This is a genomic window from Hymenobacter sp. M1-2 (assembly GCF_057808495.1).
In genome coordinates this window covers 162,814-187,187 of the sequence record NZ_JBTYZO010000008.1, presented here as the reverse complement: position 1 = coordinate 187,187, position 24,374 = coordinate 162,814, and the positions used below count along the sequence as shown (strand labels likewise).

Sequence of the window (24,374 nt, the reverse complement as noted above, 5' to 3'; positions counted from 1 at the left end):
GAAGCTAACCTATGGAGCAAGTAAGTTGAGGCGGCGCATCAAGTTGGCGTGATAGGCTCGCCCCACGGGAATGGATGTACCATTCACCACTAATCCCTGCGCGTCCAGAGCTGAAATCATGTTCAAAGCTACAACGTATGACTTGTGCACACGCACGAAAGTAGCGGCCGGCAGCCGCTCTTCGATTTGCTTGAGTAGGTGGCTGACACTGTATTTGGCTTGTTGCGTGTGCAACAACGTGTAGTTGCCGGCCGCCTCTAACCACATCAGGTCGGCGAAGTTGATACGGGTTTGTTGTCTTCCAGCCCGCACAAAGATGCTGTCGTGTAGCACGTCCGGCACCGTGTGCTCGGCGGCAAAGTTGGTGAAAGCCATTTCCAGCGCTACGAAGACGTCTTGCTCGTTGAAGGGCTTGATAATATAGCCGTGGGGCCGTGTTTCTTTGGCGCGGGTCACGGTGCTAGCGTCGGTCAATGAGGTAGTGAAAATGAACGGCACGTGGTATTCAGTGCGCAACAGATGCGCTAAATCAATGCCGTCCAGATGACCATGTAGCATTATGTCCACCATCACTAAATCGGGCGGGTCATGTTGTTGCAGCCACTGCAGAGCGTCGCTCACACGGCTTGCCACATCCACCACCTCATACTTGAGGCGGTGCAAAATGCTGCGAAGGTGCTGTGCAATGATAACTTCGTCTTCGACAATGAGTACGCGGCGGACGGCCATAGGCTCAGAACAAGAAATTAAACGGGCAGCACGGACTCGGCTATTTCGCGGAACACAATGGTGAAGCGGGAGCCAGCGCCCGTGCTCTCAATGCCAAGGGTGCCTCCGAGTTGGTAGGCCAGACTCTTCACCAGCCGTAGCCCCAACGACGATGCTTGTTCCAGGTCAAAGTCAGGTGGAAGGCCTACTCCGTTATCAGCCACCAGTAGTACGTGGTTCGAAAACTGGTCGGATTGCAACCCAACCCGAATGTGGCCGGCGCGGCCATCAACAAAAGCATACTTCAGCGCGTTCGTTATCAGCTCGTTTACTATTAGCCCCAGGGGCACAGCAGTACTTGTGTTAAAGTGGGCTGTAATGTCGAGGTCGAATACCACGGTAGCGTGCGGAGTTAAGTCGCTGGCCAATGCGGTAGTTAGTCGTTCGATGAACTGCCGAAAGTCGACGCTCATCAAGTCGTTGGAACGATAGAGCATCTCGTGGATCAGAGCAATGGACTTTACCCAGTTCTGCCCTTCTTTCAGAGCGGCCGTTACTGGCGGGTTATTTTGCTCGAGCGATTGCAAAGCCAACAAGCTGGAAATGATTTGCAGGTTGTTTTTGACGCGATGGTGTATTTCCTTGAGCAAGACTTCCTTTTCGCCCAATGAGCGCCGCAACTGCTCCTGCGTGTGTGTCAAATCGTCGTTTCGAGCGGCTAGCTCCAGTTCCTTGGTTTGTAGCAGGAGCGTAGCACGGCGCTGCAATCGGTAGCGGCGGTACGCCGCAGCGCCCATCAAACACGCAAGCAACAGCACCGCTAACAAAGCTATTCCGAGTCGGCGTTGCAATCGGGAATTATTGGCTAGCAATTGAATTCGCGCTTCCTTGTTGCGCAACTGTTGCTCTTTACTTTTCAAGTCATAACGCGCTTGCAAATCAGCTATCAGCTGCGCTTTTTCCTTGTTGAATAAGCTGTCGTGCATTGCCACATAGCGCTGCTGCCAGCGGTAAGCAGCAACAAAATCCTTGCGCGCTACACTTATTTTAAGCAAGGTCTTGTATACCTGCTCAAGATACACATTGGAACGCGTCGTTTGAGCTATCACAAGCGCCTGATCGGCAGCAAACTGCGCGGATTTCAAATCGTTTAATGCTTGATAAGCAGCGGCTTGATCGAGAAAATTTGCTGTGATGCTGCGCACTTCATTCAACTGCCGGAACACCGGGGTAGCCCATTTAAAATTGCGCAAGGCGGCAGCGGGGTTTCCCATCTTAATTTGAATTCGGCCTAATTCGCTATAGGCCTGCGCCCGATCGTAAGGATTTGCTTGCTTTTTCTGTAGTTCACTCAGCGAGAGACTTCGGGATACAAAAGTCAAGGCTTCGCGAGTCCGATTTTGGCCAGCGTATAAACCGGCTAAGACGTACAAGTCGATAACCAAATTGGTTGTGTCATGTATCGCATTGTGCTTGGCCACCGCGCGGTTCATATAGTACAAGGCTTTTTGCGGCTCACCTTGCTCGCTATATAATAATGCCACATTGACCGTGATAAATGCTGCTTCTTTTCGCCGTGTGCGTTCAGCTAAGGATAGTGACCGCAGGTAGTATTGTAATCCTTGCGGGTAGTCTCCGTGTCGGTAGTAGATGTTGCCTAAGTTGTTAAATACCGCAATCAGCTTGCTCGTATCGCGCAATTGCTGGCGTAAGGGCATTTCTAGCTGTAGAGCCTCTACCGTTTCCGTGAAGCGGCTTTGCAAATGATGTACAGACGCAATGCCATTATAGCTTTGCGCGACGTCGCGCAAACGCCCGGCGTTTTGTGAGATACTCAGCGCCTGTTTGAAGCACTGCAAAGCTACACTGTAGTGCCCTTGGCTGCGGTGCACTACTCCTAAGGCTGACAAGGCAGATGCGTGCAGCGTATCAACATGATGCCGGGCTAACGATACTGCCTGTAAAGCGTAGTGACGAGCCTGAGTTGTATCGCTGATGCGAAACTGCTCACTGAGCGAAATCAGAGCCAACACTCGCTGCGGCTTGGAAGGTGCAGTGCGCGCTACCGTGAGCAGACTGTCAGTTGGAGCGGCGTGAACTGAGGTAGAAGAGAAAAAAAGTCCATGAATCAACCCAAAGATGAGCACAAACAAAGAGTAGGGGAAGCTCATGTTTTAGCAGTTTGCTGCACTGTAAAATGCCTTAAATATAAGGTACAAATACAAGCTAAAATGCCTCGCCTTGTGTTCCAATGTTCGTTATGAAGCGAATATGGTCTTCCATTTTCGCTACGTCGTTTACTTCATACTGCTCACGCTTCTCATTCTTGGGCCTGTAGCTCACAAGGTCCACGCTGCATAGCTCGTACGCCCGCTGCGCCCGGGTTCAGGATGGAGACTACGAAATCGGCCGTCAGGGTAACGCGGAGATGGCTCTCTAAATATTACCACCAGCACGTCGAGGAGAGTGTAGTCTAGGTGCTGCGGCTGGGCCATATTGCCTACGCGGTACAAAGCTGCCCCAGCGCGGAGTTAAGTTCTGACCCAGTCGCCAGCACTAGTTACGTCCGCGAGAGGAAGGTGCTAGTTGATTTTAGAACCGAGAGTTAGTCATCAACAGGGCGTAGTAGAGTGTGTGGACTGTAAGGCCAATAGGCCTTCATGCAGGGCGTAGTGAAAAAGGGTACGCCCGCCCGTCGGCAGGCGAAACTCGCCTTCACATATCAGCCCAACTCTGTGGCCCGATGCTGGAAACCGAACTGCTTACTGTACACGGACGTCTTCTATTACAGTCTTTTCGCAACAAAAAAGCCCCTTGCTATGAGCAAGGGGCTTTCTCATCTATTAGCAGCCATTGAGAGAGGCTGCTTCAAACTTGCTAGAATTTGTTGAGGTCGTGGGCGGAGTTTGTGCCGTGCAAGCCAGTGGCGGTGCCCCGGTATACTGATTCGCTGCTCGATTTCCACTTCGACTCGCCCTTGGGCGTGTAGCGAGAACCGCTAGCCAGCGACTTCTTAGAATCCTTGTTGCGCAAGGCTAACCAGCTCAATCCGCTCACGAGCAAGGCGCCGCCTACCACTTTTTGCGTGGTCGACAAGCCATTTACTTGGTCCATTGCTTTGGTACCTAGGTCTTTGAGCGACTGGGGCAGCTGGTTCACCGTCTTCTTCAGCTGCTCTTGGTCGAGCCAGGATTTTTGCCCGCCCTTCTGCGACGAATACACATTATTGGTAACCGAGCTGCCTTGCGCGTCGGCGTTGTTAGATGCCGACGAAGAACCGGCGCTCGTTGCGTTGGCCGAAACCCCGGATTTGGGAGTAGAAGGCTGGGAAGCAGACTTATTGTTGGCGCTGGGCTGGTTTTGCTTGTTGGTGTCCATGAGAGGGAAGAATAAAAGGTAAAACCATGTGACGGAGCCACCTATCGGCAGCTCTTATCTTGTGCCTATTCGAGAAAACATTGCTTTGGGTTGCGGTTTGGCTGCACAGGTTTTCGCCGACGGATTGCATAATCCGCGACAAATAGAGCCTCGTTACTCTGAGTACTGCTTTTGACTGTCCTCTCTTAAATAGGTGGCAAGGAGCAACTGCTTCCCCTCCTTCTGGCTGACTCTACTATCCCATTCTTCCCTTATCCTTCCTCTGCGCGCCCTGGTGCATCTTTTCTGGGTCGGGGAGCGGTTGGCCCTGGGCATAGAGAGCGGCGTTGCGGCGGCCGGCTTCCCGGGCTTGGGCTTCGAAGGGAATGTCGTAGTAGCCGTAGCGCGCCCAGCCGACCAGGTATTTCCAGAGGAACCCTACGGTGCCATGCTCGCGGAACTGACGGATGTGCTCCATCTCGTGCGCAACCCAATACGGGTCGTTGAGAAACTCCTCTTTCGTGACCCCGCTCAAGAGAATACTGTTGCCGAGTACCATGGCCACATTACTGGTCCCGAGCTTGAGTCGAGCAATGCGTGCCAAGGGAGAATTTTCGATGATGCGAGGCAGGTTCATACAGGCTAGAAAAGTGGGCGGAGTATACGATATGTATGTTTAGTTCGGTTACGCAGGTTGCAAGATCATTTCAATATAAGTTATGTCTTTATAAAGATTATTTGCGAGTTTGGCTTCCTCGCTTGCACCTTCCAAGACTTTAGGCTTAGCTTTAACCATCCGGGCAGATAGAGTTTTCTCTTTTTGATCCGGTTTTTCAAGGTTTTTCGACCTCTTTTTTGACTCGCTTCTATCGACGAAAGAAGTACTTCCCGGTCCCCTCGGCATTCCCCGAGAACCGTTTTTGCCACCTCCACGACGGACAATGAAGAATATTACCCTGTATTGCCTCGCCGCGGCCGCTATGGCCCTTTCCTTCTTCTTCGACAAAGCCACCCCTCCCGATTTTCCCGCTTTGGCACCCGTTGCCGCCGAAGCCTCCCTGTTCTCCGGCCTCAACCTCCCGGCTGAGGAAAAGCCCACCGCCGCCCACGACTCGGTAGCGTACGATTACTACGAGCAAGCGCTAGGCGTACACCTCGCCCGCACCGAAAACACCGACCTGCTCCGCACCGTCCTCGATTGGATCGGCACTCCCTACCGCTACGGCAGCAACTCCAAAAAAGGCACCGACTGCTCCGGCTTCGTAACCCGCGTGTTCAAGGAAGTGTACGGCATTACGCTACAACGCAGCTCACGCTCCATGTTTCAGAGCGTGAAGCGGGTGGCTAAAACCGAAATGGAGGCCGGCGACTTAGTATTCTTCCGTCGTGGCCCCGGCCAGCCTATTTACCACGTGGGTATCTACCTGAAAGATGGCAAGTTTGCCCACTCGGCCACCAACGGCGGCGTTATGGTTAGCTCCCTGAACCAGGCGTACTACCACCGCAATTTCTACGCCGCCGGCCGCGTAGAAACCAACTAGAGCCGCTGCCACTAGATTTCTCCAACGCCCTGCTCCTTCTGAGCGGGGCGTTTTTGTTGGTAGCTTGGCCCCGGATAACCATTTTGCAGCGAAACAGTATAGGCAGGCAGTAGCCGAGCCCGACCCTAATCGGCCCTGCCGCTCCTCACTTTTTACCTCCTTCCCACAATGGATAAGCGTAACCCCAAAGGCGAACAAGTAGCATCGTCGGCCATATTCAAGAACTTCCTCGTCAAAGCGGAAGAATACATCCGCAAGCCCACGCGCATCAAGCAGCTGCTCAACGATGCGTATCAAAAGGCCAGCGATAAGAAAGACGTGGGCACCATCGCGCACGAAGTATGGGAAACCATGCAAACGCTATTTCGGCTCATCCGTTCTTCGGTTTCGGGCGAATACACGGGCCTGCCCACTACCACGGTAATAGCGGCTGTAGCCGTGACCATCTATTTCATGAGCCCCATCGACCTGATTCCGGACTTCATCCCGGTGCTTGGTCTGCTTGATGACGTGGCGTTGGTAGCGTGGTTCAGCACCACTATTAAAGAAGAGCTAGACAAATTTGCCGCCTGGGAAAAGTCCCGGCCATCTCAGCCGCTGATAGAAGACGCGCACGTGATTGAGGAAGATAAAGTAGCGGCGGCTCCCAAAAGCCCGCCCGTAGAAGCGCCAGCCGCCCACGCTCCTCTTCCTACCGCATCTACGCCGGCCACCGCGTCCACGTCTACTGCCGATGATGAGGCAAAGCCCCACGCTGACGTGGCGGCCAATACCACCGACAGCAGCCGCGAGCCGAACCAGCCCGGCGGCGCCCGTAACAGCGGCGGCGACCCCGGCGGCAATGTTCGGTAACTTTTAGTGAGCCAATACCACCGAGGCGAAATTTAAGTGCGACTAGAAAGAACCAAAAAGGCCCGCATCAGCTGATGCGGGCCTTTTTTATGTGATACTAAGCCACAAGTAGCACCCAGAAGCTTCTGGTTACGGTTAGGCGGCTTTGGCGTGGGAAGCCACATAGGTCACGAAATCACCGACGGTAGCCAGGGGCACTTCGTCGGGAATGGTGATGTGAAAATTACGCTCCAGTTCCAGAATGATATCTACCACGTCTACCGTGTCGAAGCCCAACTCGCGGCTTAGGCTGCTGCTGATACGCAGGCGTTGCGGCTTGATAGCCTTGCGCTTGCTGATGATGCGCAGCACTTGCTGCTGAATGGATTTGGGGGCGGAGGTCGTTGAGATGATCATGGGAACGACAGAAACGTGGGGGGCTGAAAAAAATTGCGGCGGAGCAGCCGGATTGGCATTCGAACGCCCGTTCGGGCGAATGAGTCTTGTTGCCAACTGAATGGTTGCAAGCCGCTTCAAAAAAGTTGAGTTAAGAGCCCGGGCGTCTATTGCGGGAAAAGCTAGGCCCGGGCTCTTCTCTCTTTGTTAAGCCTCGGCCAATACAGGGTCTTTTACCACTTGTTCTTGTTGGCTATTGGCAGGTGATGGGCTGAGTGTATCGGCTGGGCGGCCAGTGATTTTCTCCCGCACCAGCTCGTTGATCAAGTACATCACCGGCACTACCACCAGCGTGATGAGCGTTGCAAAGGCTAAGCCAAAAATAATGGTCCAGGCCAGCGGGCCCCAGAACACCACCGACTCGCCGCCGATGAAGAAGTTGGGCTCGAAGCTCTCAAACAGGGTGTAAAAGTCGATATTGAGGCCAATGGCCAGCGGAATCAACCCTAGAATGGCGGCCGTAGCCGTCAGAATCACGGGGTTGAGACGGGTGCGGCCCGCTTGCACGAGCGCTTCGCGCAGCGGCACACCTTGGGAGCGGAGCATGTCAGTGAATTCCACGAGGAGAATACCGTTTTTTACTACGATACCGGCCAAGGCCACTACCCCTACTCCAGTCATCACAATACTTATTTTCATGCCGGTAGCCGCCAGCCCCAGGAACACACCAGTCACCGAGAAAATGATTTCCGTGAGGATGATGACCGTTTTGCTGACCGAGTTGAACTGCGTAACCAGGATCATAAAAATCAACCCGATGGCCAGCAGGCCCGCCACACCGAGGAAGTCCTGCGTTTCCTGCTGGTCTTCGGTGGCGCCACCCATCCGCACCGTATAGCCGGGAGGCGTGGGGTACGACTTAAGCGCCTGCTCGATCTGAGCCACCACGTCGGGAGCCGTATAGCCCCCGAGCACGTTCGAGGAAATCGTGATGATTTTCTTGAGGTCTTTGCGCTTGATACCGCCGTAGGTGTTGCTGTACTCAATATCCGCCACCGACGACATGGGTACCTGCCGGATCTGGCCGCCGGCGTCGCGGAAGGTGAGGCGCGAATTCAGAATGGCGTCTACATCCTCTCGGTAGGGCTTGGCGTAGCGCACCTGAATCGGATACTCATCATCAGGAGTCTTGAACTTGCTGGCCTCGAAACCGAAGATGGCAGTACGCACCTCCGAGCCGATTTGCGCCGTGCTCAACCCTTCGCGGTTGGCGCGCTCCCGGTCGATGTTGATAGCCACTTCGGGGTTGCGGTCTTCCAGGTTGGAGCGTAGATCTTCGATGCCCGGAATGCGCAGCGAGTCGACGTAGCGTTCCACCTTTTTGGAAAGCGCAGCTAGCTTCTGATAATCATCGCCGGACACCTCAATAGCTACTGCCTTACCGGTGGGCGGACCGTTCTGCTCCTGGTCTACGGCTATTTCAGCGCCCGGAATGCCCTTCACTACCTCCCGGATCTTGTCCTTATAGGTGCTCGTAACGGGACCCGTCCGCTCGCTGAATTCTTTGAAAGCCACCGACACCTTGCCCAGGTGCGACTGCGCCGTGCGGGCGGCGTCCTGCGGATCATCGGCGCCGATACCTACGTTGGCAATCACCGATTCCACGTCGGGGTTATTGCGCCCGAGCACACCATAGATTCGCTTCTCCAGCACGCGGGTAATGGAGTCGGTGATGGCAACTTTGGTACCTACGGGCATGCGCAGGTAAGTGTAGATGAATTTCGGGTCGCCCTGCGGGAAGAACTCCACTTGCGGCTTGCGGATGGCGATGGCCACGAACCCGAGGATGAGCAGGCCCACCATGCTCAGCATGATGCCTAGCTGCCGCCACTTGGTACCGTGCACGGCCCAACCAACCAAGCTAGCGTAGCCGTTCTGGAAGCGAGGCAGCACACCGGTCTGGAAGCCCGCAATAAGGCGGTACAGCACAAACTGGTCGAGAGCAGCGAAGAGAGCCAGGAACAGGAACATGTTGCCGACAAACAACGAGCCGGCCACGTAGCCGATGCCCGCGATGCCGAGCAGAATGAACAGCACCCGGCGGAAACCTGGCGTCCAGCGGGGCTTGCGCAGCTCCTCCGGGCTGTTGTGCTCCTCACGGTCCATGAAGCTCACGGCAAACACCGGGTTGATGATGAAAGCCACCACCAGCGAAGCCATCAGCGTCACGATAAGCGTGATGGGCAGGTAGAACATGAACTCGCCAATGATGCCGGGCCAGAATGCCAGCGGAATAAACGGCGCCACGGTGGTGAGCGTACCAGCCAACACGGGCACGAACACCTCGCCGGCCGCGAATTTAGCCGCCTGCGCCGTGGTCAGGTTGGGATGGTCGTGCAGGATGCGGTGGGTGTTTTCAATTACCACAATGGCATCATCCACCACAATACCCAAGGCCAGCAGGAAGCTGAAAAGCGTAATTGTGTTGAGCGAGAAGCCCAGCGTGGGCATGAACAGGAAGGCCAGGAACATGGAAATCGGCACCGATAAGCCCACGAAGAGCGCGTTGGTGGTTCCCATGAAGAACATCAGAATCAAGGTCACCAGAATAAAGCCGATGACAATGGTATTGACCAGGTCGTGGAGCGTAACGCGCGTGTCGTTGGAGGTGTCGCCGGTGAGGGTAATCTTGAGCTCCTGCGGCAGCGTGGTTTTGCTTTCCTCTACGATCTTCTGAATCTTATCAGAAGCATCGATCAGGTTTTCGCCCGAGCGTTTGATTACGTTGAGCGCAATGGCGGGATTGTTATCGAGGCGGGCGTAGGATTCCCGGTCCTTGAAGGCGTCGGTTACGGTCGCAATGTCGCCGAGGCGGACGGCTGCGCCGTTCAAGTTTTTCACCTGGATATCGGCGATGTCCGCCGCCTTTGCGTACTGACCGGCCACGCGCACGGCCCGCTTCTGAGTGCCTACTTCCACCGAGCCACCCGAAATAGTGAGGTTTTCGCCTTGGATGGCGCGGCTCACATCATTGAAGCCGAGGCGGGCTGCCTGCATCTTATACAGGTCCACATCCACGTTCACCTGCTGGTCGAGCGCGCCCACAATGTCTACCCGGCTGATTTCGGGCAGGGCTTCAATCTTGTCCTGGAAGTCGTCGGCGAACTTCTTGAGCTGGGTGGTGGAGAGGTTGCCCGAGAGGTTGATGGTCATGATGGGAAGCTCCGAGAAGCTTACCTCCTGCACGCTGGGCGGCGTAGGCAGGTCGTTGGGCAGCTCGTTGCTCGCCTTGTCTACGGCGTCTTTCACGAGTTGCTTGGCGTACTGCACCTCCACGTTGGTGTTGAACTCCACGTCAATGACCGAGTAGTCCTGGTTGGAAGTGGAATTGATTTTCTTCACCCCGTTCACGCTTTTCAGTTCTTTCTCGATCTGACGCGTCACGAGGTTTTCCATATCCGTCGGCGAAATGCCAGGGTAGATGGTGGCCACAATAATGCGCGGCACCACGATGTCGGGGAAGTTTTCCTTCTGCAACTTCACGTAAGTGAATAGCCCCGCAATCGTGATGATGAGCGTGAGGATGTAAATGCTGGTCTTATTGTCGATAGACCAGCTGGTAGGTTTGAATTCTTTTTCGACGTCCTGCATTGTTGGCTGCGGTTTGCCTGCCGTTCGCCTCACCCCCTGGCCCCCTCTCCAAGGAGAGAGGGGGAACTAGTTCTAGCTTTAGTGCTAGAGCCGGCGTGAGTATATGGCTGCTGGTAGGCGTTGCGAATGGTTGAAAGCAGTAACAGGCTTTTTTAGCAGACTAGAGCTAGAACTAGTCCCCCCTCTCCCCTTGGAGAGGGGGCTAGGGGGTGAGGCGAACGGCAGGCAACTACAGGCTAACGATTTGCCCTTCGTTCAGATTTTGGTACCCGGCAGAAATAACCTGGTCGTTGGGTTTCAGGCCCTGGGTTACTTCCACGCGGCCGTTGTAGGTATTGCCGATCTGGATAACGCGCTTGGCGGCTACTTTCTGCGCGCCTTTCTGCTCCACCACCAGCACGTAGCTGTTCTGGTCGTCTTTCTGCACCAGGTCTACGGGCAGGACGGTGGCATTTTGGCGGTTGTAGTTCTGAATGCGCACCGTGGCCACCATGTTGGGGCTGAGGCGGGCGGCCTGGTTGCCGCTCAGGCGCAACTCGGCGGTGAACGTGCGGCTGGTGGGGTCGATGGTGCGGCTCACGGTACGTACGGTGGCCGAAATTTCGTCTTCGCCCAGGTCCGGAATGCTAATCAGGGCCTTATCACCCGCCTTGATACGGCTAGCATAGGCTTCCGAAATGTCGGCCAGGATTTTGCCGCCCGCGCCGCTGGTGAGGCGCACCACCGGCGCACCGGGGGCTACGGCTTCTCCTATTTTCGGGAGTACTTCATCCACGGTTCCGCTGAAGGGAGCCACCACGTTGTACAGCTCCTTTTGGCGGTTGAGCGTGCCCAGGTTGCGCTGCAAGGCTTCGTAGTTGTTTTTGGCTTGCAGGTACTGAATCTCCGTCCCGATTTCCTGTTTCCAGAGGCGGTCCTGCTTTTCGTAGATCACGCGGGCCAGGTCCAAACGGGTGCGCAGTTCGGCAATGCTGGCTTCGAGTACGGCAGCATCAATAGAAGCCAGCACTTGGCCTTTGCCCACCCGGTCGCCGCGCTGCACGCGAATACTGGTGAGCGTACCAGCCGAGCGGGCCGCGACGGTGGCGTTCTGGTCGAAATCCACCCGCCCCTGCACTTCCAGGTAGCTATTGAAGCTCTCGGGTTTCACGTTGATAACCGATACGGCCACGGTTGGGGCAGCAGTGGCGGCTTCGTCAGAGCCAGCACCAGCGCCGGGCTTGCTACCGGCCTTGGCTTCCAGCTCCGCAATCTTCGCCTGATTGGCAGCCTGTTCTTTTTTCAGTTCAGCGAGTTCCGCCTGCGGGTCTTTTTGGCCGCAAGAAGCAAGTAGAGCGAGGGCCAAAGCCGCAGTGTAGGTCGTGTATTTCATGGAGGAAAAGCGTTTCGCTTTCAGGAAAGGACGTTTCATAGAGCAGGAAGAGAGGCGCAAGCCTTATTTCTTTTGGTACAACGTGCCGGCGGCTTTGTCGAAGTCCACCTTGGCTACCAGCGCATCATACAACGACGAGTAGTAGTTGGTCTGGGCCTGGCGCAGGTCGGTTTCGGCCGTAATGACTTCCAGGTTGGAGCCTACCCCCTCCTGAAACTTGATTTTGGCCACGCGCGCTACGTTGGTGGCCAGATCGAGGTTGGCTTTCTGGTTGGCCAGCACGTCGAGGCTGTTTTGCAGGGTGGTTTCGCCTTGGCGCCGTTCTAGGTCTATGCTCTGCTGGAGCGTGGTGAAGCCTTTATTGACTTGCTCCAGCGCCAGCTTGCCCTGCTGAATGGAATATTTCTTCTGGAAACCATCGAAGATGGGGATGTTGAGCGCCAAACCAACATTGCCAAACCCGAACCAGTTCTGGTTGAGAATGGGCCGCCCACTTGGCGACAAAGAGGTTGAATTAGGGCCGCGGAACTCCAGCAAGCCTCCCAGTCGCGGGTCGGAGCCGGTGAAGCCGTACGCACCCGTCAGGTTGAGCGTGGGCAAGTAGCCAGCGCGCCGGTTACGGATGTCGAGCACGGCCAAATCGCGCTGGGTTTCGAGCACCGAATATTCTATGCGTCGGCTGTAGTCGAACTCGCTGCCGGCGCTTTTGAGCTTGTCACGCTCGGCGTCCAGAACGGCGGCATTAAGCGCCTCGGTGAGTTCCACGGGCTGCCGCTGGTCGAGGCCCATCTGAAACTTGAGCAGGGCCACGCTCAGGTCAATCAGGCGCTGGGCATTTTGCTGCTCAATCTTCAGGTTATTGAGCTGCACCTGCAACCGGTCCACGTCGAGCTTCTCCGCAAAACCCTGCTTGAACGTTTGGTTGGTTTGGTAGAGGAGCGTGTCGAGGCGCTGCACGTTGCGGGCCAGCAGATTCAACCGCTCCCGGGCCACCAGCGTGCTGTAGTAAGCTTTCGAAACCTGCTCCACCACTTCAATCTCGCTCTGCACGGTCTGCTTCACGGAAAGCTGCTGGTACACTTTGGCTGCTTTCAGGCCCAGCAAGTACGAGCCGTTGAAGAGCATCTGCGAAGCCGAAGCCGAGGCATTGCCCGCGTACTGCAACCCGAAAGCAATGGGCTGCGGACCAGCCGACTCCACCTGCGTATAGGTGGGAGCCAACACCACCGTCTGGCCGGCATTCACGTCGGCGAGCTGCTGGGGCGTGAGTGTAGCGCCATTGAGCGTACCTGGTCCACCAGCAAACGCGCCAAAATCGACGAGGGAACGTTGGAGCTTGAAGTTGTCGGTCAGGCCCGCATTCACGTTGACCTGCGGCAGACCCGTGGCTCGGATTTCTCCGACGCGGGCAACGGCCACCTGCTCGTTGAGGCGCTGGCTCTGCAAGGTCGATTTGTTCTGAAGAGCGTAGTCGATGGCCTGTTGCAGCGTCATGGACAGGGGGGCGCCACTGGCTACTGGCTGGCCGGTAGAAGGCGTCTGGGCTAACACGGGAGGCAGGCTCAGCGAGCCTAGCACCACTGCCGAGAGCAGCATGCGGAGGGGGGTTCTCATTGCGTAAACAGTAGAAAGGAAGGTGCTCGGCATTATTCTTCTTCCGTCACGTGACGGTACTCGTTGATCAGCTTGTGGCCTTTGAGAGTGGCCACGCCTAAGAGAAAGTGTTCGAGGAAAGTGAAGTGCACATGCTGCGTGTTGTATTGCCGCGGTGGGAAAAAATCGGTGTTGAAAGCCAGCTCGATTTCCGCTAGATGCAGGCGGGAGAGGATGTCCACTTCCAGGTCGGCCCGGTAGAGACCTTCGGCCATGCCGCGGCGCAGGTTGTTGCCTATTCTTTCAAGAATGAACGTGTTCTTGTGGGTTTCCCACAGTTGCCAAGCCTGCGGGTAGTACTTCTTCAAATCATAGAAGATGCCGGGATGCACGTCCTGAAACTGGCGCTTGGCCCAATTCATCATCTGGAATAGCTCGTCCAAGGCGTTGGCGGCCCCATCGAACATGCGGCAGCACTCGGCTTCCTCCATGGTCAAGTGCTGCTCCATCACGGCTTGCACTATCTGATCCTTGTTTTCAAACCATTTGTAGAGAGTTTTTTTCGACATGGACAGATGCGTCGCAATGTCGTCCATCGAGACGCTCTTGATGCCGTTGCGCATGAACAACGCCTGGGCAGATTGCAGAATACGGTTCTTGATTTCCATGATAACGAGGCAAAGGTACGATGGAAACAATTTATGATCTAAAAGTTTCCATTAATTTTTTGCCACGCCCTTTCACCCTGAAAACGTTCCGCGCCTGCGCAGACGAACAAGGAGTAGCGTTTACTTTAAGCTGCCAACTCATTTTTGACCATGCACAGAAGCAAGTGCTGCGGCAGCAAGGGTTGAGAATGGCCTTTAGGCCAATACCGCGCTTGTCTTGTACCTTGCGGCCCTTTCGTTTCAGTTTTGTGTTTCTATGAAAATCCGTACCGGCTTCGGCTACGACGTTCATCAATTGCAGGAAGGCCTGCCCTTTTGGCTCGGCGGGATTCAAGTGCCCCACACCCACGGTGCCCTCGGCCACTCCGATGCCGACGTACTTATCCACGTCATTTGCGACGCGCTGCTGGGCGCGGCCAACCTGCGCGACATCGGCTTCCACTTCCCCGACACTGACCCGCAATACAAGGGCATCGACTCGAAGCGCCTGCTGGCCGAGGTGGTGCGCCTATTGCACGAGCGGGGCTACAGCATCTCCAACATCGACTCTACTATTTGCCTCGAAGCGCCCAAGGTGAACCCGCACATCCCGGAAATGCAGCGCGTGCTAGCCGATGTAATGGGCATCGAAGCCAACGACATCAGCATCAAGGCTACCACCACCGAGAAACTGGGCTTTGTCGGGCGCCGCGAAGGAGTGGCGGCCTACGCCTCAGTGCTCATCACGTCTTGATATGCTGATTTTTTGATGTGCTGATGACAGTTCCGACTTGTCATATCACATAGATTCTCATATAAACCCATTAGCACATCAGCACATCAACGAATCAGCACATTAAAAAATCAGCACATCAACCTTTCCACCATATGCATAAATCCACCTTTCTGACTTGGCTGCTGCTGGCGGGCTTTGCGGTTTCGGCCGCGGCTCAGCAGGCGCCCGAAAAAGTTAAAGTCAAGCGTAAGCGCAAGGACAAAACCGAAGCGACGACGGAGCCGGCCACTCAGCCAACGCCCGCTCCTACCCCGGCGCCGGCACCAGCCGCCGAAACCGATTGGGCGGCCGCCTACGCCGAAACCATCACCCAGAACGACTTGCGCCAGCACCTGACCGTGTTGGCTTCCGATGCCTACGAGGGCCGCGAAACCGGCCAAAAAGGCCAGAAAATGGCCGCCGAATACCTATCCGCCGAGTTTAAGAAGCTCAGCCTGACGGGTCCGGTGACTGGTTCCGATAACCCATATTTGCAGCGTTTCACGATGGAGCGCAGCACCTGGGCCGAAGGCGCCACCATAAAAGCGGGCGGCCAGACCTACAAGTGGCTGACAGACTTTTATGCTTACGGCAACTCGCCCTTCCAAACGGAAACCACGGTGCAACCCGTTTTCGTGGGCTACGGCATCGAGCAGGAAGGCTACTCCGACTACACGAGCCTGGACGTGAAAGGCAAAGACCTGCTCGTAATGGTTGGCGAACCAAGCTCGGCCGAGGGCAAGCCGCTGCTCGGCAAAAACGGTGAAGGCAGCAAGTGGGGCAATGATTTCCGGGCCAAAGCCGCATTAGCGGCCGAGAAAGGCGCCCGCTCGGTGTTCTTCGTGGACTTTAATCCTAACAGCAATTTCCAGAAGCTGGCCGGCCGCATGGCGCCCTACGTGAGCCAGGCTACGGTGAGCTTCAAAGATCCCGCCAGCAAGCCGAGCCGCGCACCTTCGTTCTTCGTGTCGCCAGCGGTGGGCTACAAGATGCTGGGCACCACGGCCGCTGCCGTAACCAAATACATTGGTTCTATCGACAAGGCCGGTAAGCCGGTAGCCAGCACCTTCAAGCCCGCTAAGTTCACCATCAAGGCCTCGAAAAAGCGCGAAGATTTCACCACCGAAAACGTGCTGGGCTACCTCGAAGGCTCCGACAAGAAAAACGAGGTTGTGGTGCTTTCGGCGCACTACGACCATATTGGCATCATCGGCGGCGAGGTGCACAACGGCGCCGACGACGACGGCTCGGGCACGGTGACGGTGCTGGAAATGGCGCAGGCTTTCACCAAAGCCAAAGCCGAGGGCCACGGCTCGCGCCGTAGCATCTTGTTCCTGTGCGTAACGGGCGAGGAAAAGGGTCTGCTTGGCTCGGAGTATTACACCGACCACCCCATTTTCCCACTCGAAAGCACCGTGGCCGACCTCAACACCGACATGGTGGGCCGCACCGACAAAGACCACGAAGGCAAAGCGGACTACGTGTACGTTATCGGCTCGGATAAGCTTTCCTCGGAGCTGCACGAGATTGTGCTCAACTCGAATGAGAAGTACACGAAGATGGACCTGGACTTCCGTTTCAACGACCCCGAAGACCCCAACCGCTTCTACTACCGCTCCGACCACTACAACTTCGCCAAGCACAAAGTACCGGTGGCCTTCTTCTTCAACGGCGTGCACGACGACTACCACGGCCCCGGAGACGAAGTGGAGAAAATCGAGTTTCCGAAGACGGAAAAGCGCGCCCGGCTGGTGTTCCACTCGGCCTGGGAAGTAGCCAACCGGGAGCAACGGCTGGTAGTGGACTCCAGCAAAAAATAGCTGCTTAGCCTGCTTGCATCTCTTGCTGGCCGGCGGGTGTGAGCGGGGCCCCTCGTTCGTGGTAAAACCGGAGCAAGTCTCGGGTGATGGCCGCGGATGAGGGGCTTATTTCGTATTCGGTGTGGTCAGCAAACTGCAAAATCACTATGGCGGCGCGCAGAAATCTTTCGGGTTTATAATCGACTTGCCGTAGGGCCGTATATTCGTGGTGGCTGGTTTGCAGCACCTTGATGGCCATGTGTTGCGGATACAGCACCAACTGCGGGCTGATGCCGTTACGGGAGCGGCCCGGCAGAATGCCCCAGACGCGGAAGTGACTGCGGATTTTGTCGATGGGCACCGTAAAACCGTCGTTGGGTAGCGGGTGAGGAATGCGGGGTGATGCCATAAGAACAGTAACAACTACCAGTACAACCTATTAGCCACGCGCTTACATGGCCTCTTCTCTCAAAGCTGCGCAATTTCTGGCCGACTCCGACCGTAAGGCCTTCGACTTGGAGCACCGGCGCAAAATTCGCTTCAACATCGGCAAATACAACGCGGCGGTAAGCACGGGACTGGGCTTCTACCAGGACCATGAGCTGGCGCGCGAACGGGCGGCCTACCTCAAAGCCGACGTCATCAATCACCTCGACGAGTACTTGCTGGAGTTTGAGCGCAACTTCACAGCGCGCGGCGGCCGGGTGATCTGGGCGCAAAGTGCGGATGAGGCGTTGCGGGAAATCGGGAAGATAATGGCCCGGCGGCACGCCCGCACCGTGGTGAAAGCCAAGAGCATGACCACCGAGGAAATTCACCTGAACCACTTTCTGGAGCAGAACGGCATTGAGTCGGTGGAGACGGATCTGGGCGAGTTTATCGTGCAGCTGAACGGCGAGCGGCCCTACCACATCGTGACGCCGGCCATGCACCTGAGCAAGCTCGACATCGCCGACATCTTCGTCAAGCACCTCGGCATCGAGTACACCGACGACGCGCAGAAGCTGGTGCTCACAGCCCGCCACCTGCTGCGCCGCAAGTACACCGAAGCCGAAGTAGGCATCACGGGCGGCAACTTCCTCATTGCGGATACCGGGGCCATAGCCGTGACGGAAAACGAGGGCAATGCCCGGCTGTCGGCCACGTTTCCGCGCACGCACATTGCCATTGTGGGTATTGAGAAGGTGATTCCGAAGCTGGCGGACCTGGACTTGTTCTGGCCGCTGCTCAGCACCAGCGGCACCGGCCAGCAAGTCACGGTGTACAACACCATCTACACGGGCCCGCGGCAGCCGCTGGAAAAAGACGGCCCCGACGAAATGATTGTGGTGCTGCTCGACAACGGCCGCACCAACCTGCTGGCCCAGCCGGCTCAGCGGGAAGCGCTGCACTGCATCCGCTGCGGTGCCTGCCTCAACGTGTGCCCGGTCTACAAAAACATCGGCGGCCACACTTACGAAACCACGTATTCGGGGCCCATCGGCTCGGTGATTTCGCCCCACCTTGGCGGCATGGCCGAAAACAAGCACCTGAGCTACGCCTCGTCGTTGTGCGGTGCGTGCACCTCGGTTTGTCCGGTGAAGATTCCGATTCATAACCTGCTGCTCCAAAACCGTCAGCAAGCCGTACGCGAGCAACTTACTGATACCGAAGAACGCACGGCGATTCGGTTGTGGCTGCTGGCCATGAAAAACCGCCGTTTGCTGGACCTACTGCCGGCCCGCGCCAAAAATTGGGTGTTGCTGCGCCTGCTCAGCCAAGTAGGCTGGAACAAGCGCCGCGACGCGCTGCAAGTGGCGCCGAAATCGTTCAAGCAGTTGTGGAAAGCCCGGTAGGCCAACCCTAACGCTGCCAGCGTAGTACAAGAAGGGGGCTCCTAAGTGGAGCCCTTTTTCTATATGCTCGATCTTGCGCTTCGCGGGCTGGCTTTGGCCGCCGGCATCTACTTCATTATGGTTACGCTCTCGGCGGCGGTGCGCTCTTTTGTGATGCCCCGCAATGAGGTAGTGCGCCTCAATGGCTACGTGTTCCGCGGCCTACGAGTCATCTTCGATTGGGCCACGTCCATGCACAAAACCTTTGGTGGCCGCGACAAGGTGCAGGCGCACTACGCCCCGGTTGCGCTGGTAGCACTGCCTATTGTGTGGCTGGCGGTGGTGGCCGGAGGCTTTACGCTTATTTACTGGGGTCTGAACGAAGGCTCCTGGCTCGAATGCTACCAACTCAGCGGCAGCTCGTTGCTCACGTTGGGCACTCACAAGACGCGAGGGCCTATTGTTACCATCTTCACGTTTGCCGAGGCTACCATTGGCTTGCTACTGCTGACGCTGCTCATCTCCTACCTGCCCACTATCTACCAAGCTTTTTCGCGGCGCGAACTGGTGGTGTCGCGGCTAGAGTTGCGGGCCGGTACGCCCCCTTCTTCTTGCGCTTTGCTGCAATGGCTCAACCGCAGCGGCTCGCTCAGCGACGACGCTGCGCAGTGGGAGCAGTGGGAAGCGTGGTTCGTGGAAATCGAGGAAAGCCACACCTCGCTGCCCGTGCTTACTTTCTTCCGCTCGCCCCAGCCGGGCCGCTCCTGGGTGACGACGGCCACGCTGATTCTAGACACAGCGGCGCTGATGTTCAGCGTAATCGAAGGACCGCGCGACCCGCAGGCCGAGCTAACCTTTAAGGCGGGCTGCCTAGCGGTGAACCGCGTGTACCGCTTTTTCGACGAAGACCTACGCACAAAACCCACCGATAGGCTACCCAACAACGACCCAATTGAAGACCCCGGCCGCGCCGATTTCGACCAAGCCTACGATGACCTGCGCGACGCCGGCTTGGAACTGCGCCCCAACCGCACGGAAGCCTGGCAGCAGTACCGTGAACTACGCAGCCGCTACGCTACAGCCCTAGATTTTCTAGGCAAGGTCACGATGGCACCGGAGGTGAAACCTGTTTGAGGTTATCATCAGCGTATAAGATATAAGCATCACTCGCTTGCACCAAGAACGGCCTGGTTTGGGCTGGCAGCGCAGCAAAACAAAAGTTTACCACGCATCTAGCTACCCCACGTTGCGGAGTAGGCGCGTAGCGGCGCCAGGTTTGTAGCCTCTAGTCGGTTCAGCAGGTAGTGCCGCGTAGCGGTGCCAGAGACACCCGCCGCTCTGGCACCGCTACGCGGCGCAGGGTCGTTTTGGGCCGGGTGTTCTACAAACCTTCAGCCGCTACCTCGCAACGTGGGGTAGCTAGTTAGCGCGGTTCTGGCCGGGTTTCGGGCCTGTTGGATAGAAGGGCCGAATACTTGACTGTAAATGTTACGGTTCGGCTTGCGCGGCGTACCTTCCCCATCCCGCGCGCAACGCCGCACGTGGCAGTATACTCTCCTCTATGGCTAAGATTAGCAAGCTGTACGACAGCAAATTTCGCAACTGGCTGCTCTATCTCGTGGCATCCCGGCAAGACCTAAAGGCCATTGCGGGCTACACGTTACGGGCCTTGCGCCAAGACGGAGCCTTGTTTCAGGCCCCGGCCGACAAGATTCAGCCGCTTTACGATGCCTTCGACGCTACCCTCACCACGCAGGCCGGGGCCGGCGCCCAGCGCAGCTCCCACACCCTGCAAGCCGAAACCGCTTACGGCCTGGTGAAGCAGTTTATGAAGCGCGCCTACAAGCTGCACTTCGCCGCTCTGGAAGAAACCAACCCCGCCCTGTTCAAAGAGTTCTTCCCGTCCGGCCGCTCAGAGTTTTCCGCCGCCACGCGCAAGTCGCTGAGCACTTCGTTTGCGCGCTTCATCGGCACGCTCGATACCAACCAGGCGGCCATCACGGGTGGGGCGGCCCTGCTGGCCGAGGCCCGCACCCTGGCCGAGCAGTACACCGCCGCCCGCACCGCCCAGGACGAGCGTAAAAAGCAGGTGCGCACCGCTTCCTCTACCCTCGCCACCGACGAAACCGACCTGCTCATTGAGCTATTCGGGGCCTACGCCGCCCTGCTGGCCCACTACTACCGCACCCCGGAACGCGTAGCCGACTACTTCGACTTCTCTACAGTGGCTCGCCGCGGTAGCGACTCCGAGGAGGCAGCGCAGTAATTCGATCCGCGGAGCATTCAACATTGACCGATACGCCCGCGAAACGCTTCGTGAGGCATTGGTTTTTCGCACAAGTGCCCGCGGAACGTTTCGCGGGCACTTTGTTTTTGCCGCAATGGTCCGCGAAACGTTTTGCAGACCATTTGACTTTGCCGCAGTGGTCTGCAAAACGTTTTGCGGACCGTTTGACTTTGCCGCAGTGGCCCGCGAGATGTTTCGCGGACCGTTTGTTTTTGGCGGAGTGCCGCGCGGAACGTTCCGCGCGTGCCCGCGCCGCAAAAAAACCCAGCTGCGCGGGCGGCCGGGGCTGGCAAAAGGGTGGGGCGGTTATTTCCTGGGGCGCGGCTGGCGCTTGCGGCGGGGTGCCTTTTCCGCTTCGGCCCGCGACTGTATTGGGGCCGTACGCGTCAGCTCTTCATACTCGGCGCGGCTGGTATAGAAGCCGATTTCAAAGAGGTAAGGGTCTACGTAATGGTCCTCGACCCCTACAGGGTTGATAGCAAGCGGCGCTGGCTGCTTCTGCTTGGCAGCCATTGCGGCCGTAATGGCGCGCGCTTCCACTGTTTTGCTCAAGCTCGCTTCGGGTGCGCCCCAAGGCCGGTCCAGGGATTTATCAACTGTTTTTTTCATGACTGTTGCGCGGCAGCATAGGCAAGATGCTGCTGTTTATTGGAGCGATATGCCGTAACAACTACGCATTTGCCCGGCCGGTTCCGGCTGCCTTCTACCAAATATACATGTATCTCATATACGCAACGGCGCTGATTGTGCCACTGCAAGAAAGTGTAACGATTGTTGCGTTCCGGCACCACTGCATCGTACTGCTCCAGTAGTTGGGCAATGTCCTCGTGGTGCAGGTCGTGGAGTTTATCGGCATTGAAGTTAGAGCACACATGCCTTGCGTACTGCGTAGTCCAGAAGATTTCGTACTCGCGGCCGGCGTAGCGGATGCGTTTGTTGTGGTGCATAGCAGCCGCTGGTTACAGTTTTTTGCGCACGGCGGGGTCGATGTAAAAGCCTACTTCGCTCAGCTCGTCGGCCAGGCGGCGCTTCCAGGCGTCGGCTTTATCGTAGGGCTCGTACACTACGCCGCTGAAGTCGCTGGGCATTTCCACGCTGCCGGCCATCAGCACAAACACGTGGCGGCGGCCCAGCAGGGCCACAAAGTATCCCAGCTCCAGTATCACGTTCTGGCGGGCGCGGGGAGCTAAGGCGGGTGCCGCCTTGCCGGCTGGTTTCAAGCCGCCTACGTCGTCGGGGCTGCACAGCACAATGGCATACCCGCAGGCGCGTGCTTCCCGGTCGAACTTCTCAATCAGCGCCCAATAAAGCTGAATGAGAAGTAGTAAAGGCATTAGAGCCGCACCATGTGCTGCATCACAGGCTCTTGGCTGGAAGCCGTTTGCTCAAATACCACCATCGACAACGAGCGGGTAGCAGCGGGCGTAGCGCCCAGGCCGAAGCACCCGCCGGTGCCGGCCACGGTGGTAGTTACTTGCTCTAGGCGCACGTAGCGGTAGCCCTGCGCTGAGTGTTGTTGGATGAGTTGCTGCAACTGCTCGGCGGCTTGGGCAGACGTGCCGTTGTTGGCAATGGAGGCTACGAAGGGTACAACAATATAGGACATACAGAAAAAGAGGTTAAAAAATGGAAAATCAAACATACTCGCTGGCCGCTCGTGCCCCCAGCAGCCGCGTCTCAAACGCGGCTTTGGCGGCTGCCCAACCGGCTTCGGCTGCCATGCGCAACTGCTGGGCCTGCGCACGGCGGCACACAGCGAGCGGGATACGGGTGTATCTCTTGCCATCATGCAGATAATATTGAGGTAGAGCGGCCGAAGGTACGGCACACCCTATGCGTCCTCGCCACCCTTTCACCTTATCACTCCCCTTCGTCGGGCAAAATATGCACGTCCTGCACCAGCACCATCTTCTCAATTTCGCGGCCGCGGGGCGTGTTGGCGAGGCCGCCAAGGGCGGTTTCCTTGTAGCGGGTTTCCATGCTCTGGCCTACCTCCCCGAGCGCGGCCACGCATTGGTCGACGGGGATGACGGGGTTGACGCCGGCAATGGCAATCTGGGCGGAGCTGAAGGCAATGGCGGCGGCCGAGGCGTTGCGCACCACGCAGGGCACTTCCACCAGGCCCGCCACCGGGTCGCAGATGAGCCCGAGCATGCACTGAATCGTAACGGCCACGGCGGCAAACGTCTGCTCCACCGTGCCACCCAGGCAGTACACGATGGCCCCGGAGCCCATAGCCGCCGCCGAGCCGGTTTCGGCCTGGCAGCCGCCCACGGCCCCGGCCAACGAGGCATTCTGCTCGATGATGAGGGCAATGCCCGCCGCCACCAGCAGCCCTTCCAGAATCTTTTGGTCCGAGAGGCTATGCAGTTCCTGAACGGTGACGAGCACACCCGGCAAGATGCCCGAGGCGCCAGCCGTTGGGGCCGCCACCACCCGGCCCATGCACGAATTCACTTCCTTGGCTCCCATCGCCCGCGTAATGAGCTGCTTGAATTCCGGTGAGAGCACCGTAACGGGCGAAGCAGCAATTTTCTTCGCCCCGTTGTTGACCATACCCGAGCGGGAAGTCATGTCCTGGGTGAGACCGGTTTGCACGGCGTCGCGCATTACGTCGTAGGCGCGTTGCAGGCCGTCCCAGATTTGTTGTTCGGTGCGGCCTTTCTGCTCTATCTCGTAGGCCAGCACCGGCTGGTAGAGTGGCTCGCCCGTAGCGGCGCAATGCGCCTGCCAGGAGCTGAAATCAGTGAAGAGTAAAGACATGGCGGGTGGGAAGAGGAGACAGAAAACGTAGGTAGGCGGCGTAGAGCGAGGAATCTGAACCTAGGGTTTAATCAGACTCGGCGCACACTCAAAACGAGAGAACAAAGTAACGCAAGTACGGGTGCGAAAGTCAGGAGTTTTTCGGCGCGAGGCCACCCACGAAAAACCGCCATCAACCTAAAGGCTAACGGCGGTTTTTAAGTGGTGAGCAGTGAACAGTTAGACATCCTGCTTGTGAGCAGAATCTTACAGCAGGGGCGCTACTTAGGCCTACCACTCAAGTAAGCGAGGACCGGCGCGGCGGCATATCGCCTCTGACTTGGGTTGCGGACTATACGATTGGCGGCTCGGCGGTAATTTCCTGTGGCTCGCTCACTAGCTTGATGGCGGCCGAATTGATGCACAGACGCAGGCCGCTAGGTGGCGGACCATCGGGGAAAACGTGGCCTTGGTGGGCATCGCAGGTGTTGCAGAGCACCTCCACGCGGGTCATGCCGTAGCTGGTGTCCTTCTTGTAGCGCAGGGCGTTTTCCTTGACGGGCTCCGTGAAGCTGGGCCAACCCGTACCCGAGTCGAACTTGGTGCGCGAGTCGTAAAGCGGGGTGTTGCAGCAGATGCACGCGTACAGGCCGGCTTCGTGGGCCTCGCAGTATTCGCCCGTGAAGGCCCGTTCGGTGCCGTGCTGCCGCGTCACGTGGTACTGCTCGGCCGTGAGTAGCTCTTTCCACTCGGCATCGGTTTTCTCTACGCGCCGGTCGGGGGCGGGGCTGCCGTGGTTGGCCAGCCGGATAACGTCGTTCCAGGTTTGCATCAGGAGGTTGGTTTTGGGGTCAGAAGCGG

Annotated in this window: 22 protein-coding genes and 1 pseudogene; 7 read left to right on the top strand and 16 right to left on the bottom strand. The window is 57.2% G+C overall.

All coding sequences use genetic code 11. From position 1 onward, the window contains the following. Window positions 1–9: 9 nt before the first annotated feature. From ACYSMN_RS10105 to ACYSMN_RS10090, 4 genes are all read right to left on the bottom strand, one after another. Window positions 10–729 (bottom strand): LytR/AlgR family response regulator transcription factor, encoded by a 720-nt coding sequence (locus ACYSMN_RS10105; protein ID WP_488923751.1) that lies wholly within the window; start codon window positions 727–729, stop codon window positions 10–12. A gap of 17 nt (window positions 730–746) precedes the next feature. Further along, window positions 747–2,879 (bottom strand): tetratricopeptide repeat-containing sensor histidine kinase, encoded by a 2,133-nt coding sequence (locus tag ACYSMN_RS10100; protein ID WP_488923750.1) that lies wholly within the window; start codon window positions 2,877–2,879, stop codon window positions 747–749. Window positions 2,880–3,585: 706 nt separating this feature from the next. After that, complete coding sequence (locus ACYSMN_RS10095; RefSeq protein ID WP_488923749.1) at window positions 3,586–4,086, bottom strand: hypothetical protein; 501 nt, start codon at window positions 4,084–4,086, stop codon at window positions 3,586–3,588. A gap of 235 nt (window positions 4,087–4,321) precedes the next feature. Further along, on the bottom strand, window positions 4,322–4,702 hold the full coding sequence (locus ACYSMN_RS10090; protein ID WP_488923748.1) for a hypothetical protein: 381 nt from the start codon (window positions 4,700–4,702) through the stop codon (window positions 4,322–4,324). Window positions 4,703–5,006: 304 nt separating this feature from the next. Between ACYSMN_RS10090 and ACYSMN_RS10085 the strand changes: the two genes are divergently transcribed. Continuing rightward, window positions 5,007–5,606, top strand: a complete 600-nt coding sequence (locus ACYSMN_RS10085) for a C40 family peptidase (RefSeq protein ID WP_488923747.1) — start codon at window positions 5,007–5,009, stop codon at window positions 5,604–5,606. A 168-nt stretch (window positions 5,607–5,774) separates the two neighbouring features. Further along, window positions 5,775–6,128, top strand: a pseudogene (locus ACYSMN_RS10080) (YkvA family protein); the annotation flags it as partial. A gap of 465 nt (window positions 6,129–6,593) precedes the next feature. On the opposite strand, the gene ACYSMN_RS10075 reads toward ACYSMN_RS10080, so the two are convergent. From ACYSMN_RS10075 to ACYSMN_RS10055, 5 genes are all read right to left on the bottom strand, one after another. Next, window positions 6,594–6,854, bottom strand: coding sequence for an acyl carrier protein (locus ACYSMN_RS10075; RefSeq protein WP_488923746.1), 261 nt, complete (start codon window positions 6,852–6,854; stop codon window positions 6,594–6,596). 186 nt (window positions 6,855–7,040) lie between these two features. Next, window positions 7,041–10,484, bottom strand: a complete 3,444-nt coding sequence (locus ACYSMN_RS10070) for an efflux RND transporter permease subunit (protein WP_488923745.1) — start codon at window positions 10,482–10,484, stop codon at window positions 7,041–7,043. A gap of 229 nt (window positions 10,485–10,713) precedes the next feature. Beyond that, window positions 10,714–11,895 (bottom strand): efflux RND transporter periplasmic adaptor subunit, encoded by a 1,182-nt coding sequence (locus ACYSMN_RS10065; protein WP_488923744.1) that lies wholly within the window; start codon window positions 11,893–11,895, stop codon window positions 10,714–10,716. Between the two features lie 24 nt (window positions 11,896–11,919). After that, window positions 11,920–13,470, bottom strand: coding sequence for a TolC family protein (locus tag ACYSMN_RS10060; RefSeq protein WP_488923743.1), 1,551 nt, complete (start codon window positions 13,468–13,470; stop codon window positions 11,920–11,922). A gap of 32 nt (window positions 13,471–13,502) precedes the next feature. After that, window positions 13,503–14,117 (bottom strand): TetR/AcrR family transcriptional regulator, encoded by a 615-nt coding sequence (locus ACYSMN_RS10055; RefSeq protein WP_488923742.1) that lies wholly within the window; start codon window positions 14,115–14,117, stop codon window positions 13,503–13,505. A 256-nt stretch (window positions 14,118–14,373) separates the two neighbouring features. Between ACYSMN_RS10055 and ispF the strand changes: the two genes are divergently transcribed. Together ispF and ACYSMN_RS10045 are read left to right on the top strand one after the other, a co-directional pair. Further along, on the top strand, window positions 14,374–14,850 hold the full coding sequence (ispF, locus tag ACYSMN_RS10050; protein ID WP_488923741.1) for a 2-C-methyl-D-erythritol 2,4-cyclodiphosphate synthase: 477 nt from the start codon (window positions 14,374–14,376) through the stop codon (window positions 14,848–14,850). A 134-nt stretch (window positions 14,851–14,984) separates the two neighbouring features. Continuing rightward, window positions 14,985–16,691, top strand: coding sequence for a M28 family peptidase (locus tag ACYSMN_RS10045; protein ID WP_488923740.1), 1,707 nt, complete (start codon window positions 14,985–14,987; stop codon window positions 16,689–16,691). A 4-nt stretch (window positions 16,692–16,695) separates the two neighbouring features. Here ACYSMN_RS10045 and ACYSMN_RS10040 read toward each other — a convergent pair whose 3' ends face one another. Further along, window positions 16,696–17,079: a hypothetical protein gene (locus tag ACYSMN_RS10040; RefSeq protein ID WP_488923739.1), complete on the bottom strand. Its 384-nt coding sequence runs from the start codon at window positions 17,077–17,079 to the stop codon at window positions 16,696–16,698. Between the two features lie 46 nt (window positions 17,080–17,125). On the opposite strand from ACYSMN_RS10040, the gene ACYSMN_RS10035 reads away from it, so the two are divergent. From ACYSMN_RS10035 to ACYSMN_RS10025, 3 genes are all read left to right on the top strand, one after another. Continuing rightward, window positions 17,126–18,505, top strand: coding sequence for a LutB/LldF family L-lactate oxidation iron-sulfur protein (locus ACYSMN_RS10035; RefSeq protein WP_488923738.1), 1,380 nt, complete (start codon window positions 17,126–17,128; stop codon window positions 18,503–18,505). Between the two features lie 63 nt (window positions 18,506–18,568). Next, the gene (locus tag ACYSMN_RS10030) at window positions 18,569–19,618 is read left to right on the top strand and encodes a hypothetical protein (RefSeq protein WP_488923737.1); all 1,050 of its coding nucleotides are present in this window, start codon (window positions 18,569–18,571) and stop codon (window positions 19,616–19,618) included. A gap of 427 nt (window positions 19,619–20,045) precedes the next feature. Next, on the top strand, window positions 20,046–20,750 hold the full coding sequence (locus tag ACYSMN_RS10025; protein ID WP_488923736.1) for a BAR domain-containing protein: 705 nt from the start codon (window positions 20,046–20,048) through the stop codon (window positions 20,748–20,750). Window positions 20,751–21,077: 327 nt separating this feature from the next. Here ACYSMN_RS10025 and ACYSMN_RS10020 read toward each other — a convergent pair whose 3' ends face one another. The 6 genes from ACYSMN_RS10020 to msrB form a co-directional block, all read right to left on the bottom strand. Next, entirely contained in the window at window positions 21,078–21,380 is a 303-nt protein-coding gene (locus ACYSMN_RS10020) for a hypothetical protein (protein WP_488923735.1), read from the bottom strand. Then, window positions 21,377–21,718, bottom strand: a complete 342-nt coding sequence (locus ACYSMN_RS10015) for a hypothetical protein (protein ID WP_488923734.1) — start codon at window positions 21,716–21,718, stop codon at window positions 21,377–21,379. The genes ACYSMN_RS10020 and ACYSMN_RS10015 overlap by 4 nt, the downstream gene beginning before the upstream one ends. Window positions 21,719–21,730: 12 nt before the next feature. Beyond that, the gene (locus tag ACYSMN_RS10010; protein ID WP_488923733.1) at window positions 21,731–22,105 is read right to left on the bottom strand and encodes a TIR domain-containing protein; all 375 of its coding nucleotides are present in this window, start codon (window positions 22,103–22,105) and stop codon (window positions 21,731–21,733) included. Next, window positions 22,105–22,377, bottom strand: coding sequence for a hypothetical protein (locus ACYSMN_RS10005; RefSeq protein WP_488923732.1), 273 nt, complete (start codon window positions 22,375–22,377; stop codon window positions 22,105–22,107). The genes ACYSMN_RS10010 and ACYSMN_RS10005 overlap by 1 nt, the downstream gene beginning before the upstream one ends. A gap of 254 nt (window positions 22,378–22,631) precedes the next feature. Then, window positions 22,632–23,534, bottom strand: coding sequence for an L-serine ammonia-lyase, iron-sulfur-dependent, subunit alpha (gene sdaAA / locus ACYSMN_RS10000; protein WP_488923731.1), 903 nt, complete (start codon window positions 23,532–23,534; stop codon window positions 22,632–22,634). Between the two features lie 331 nt (window positions 23,535–23,865). Continuing rightward, window positions 23,866–24,345 carry a peptide-methionine (R)-S-oxide reductase MsrB gene (gene msrB / locus ACYSMN_RS09995; protein WP_488923730.1) on the bottom strand — a complete coding sequence of 160 codons (480 nt, stop codon included), beginning with the start codon at window positions 24,343–24,345 and terminating at the stop codon, window positions 23,866–23,868. Window positions 24,346–24,374 lie beyond the last annotated feature (29 nt).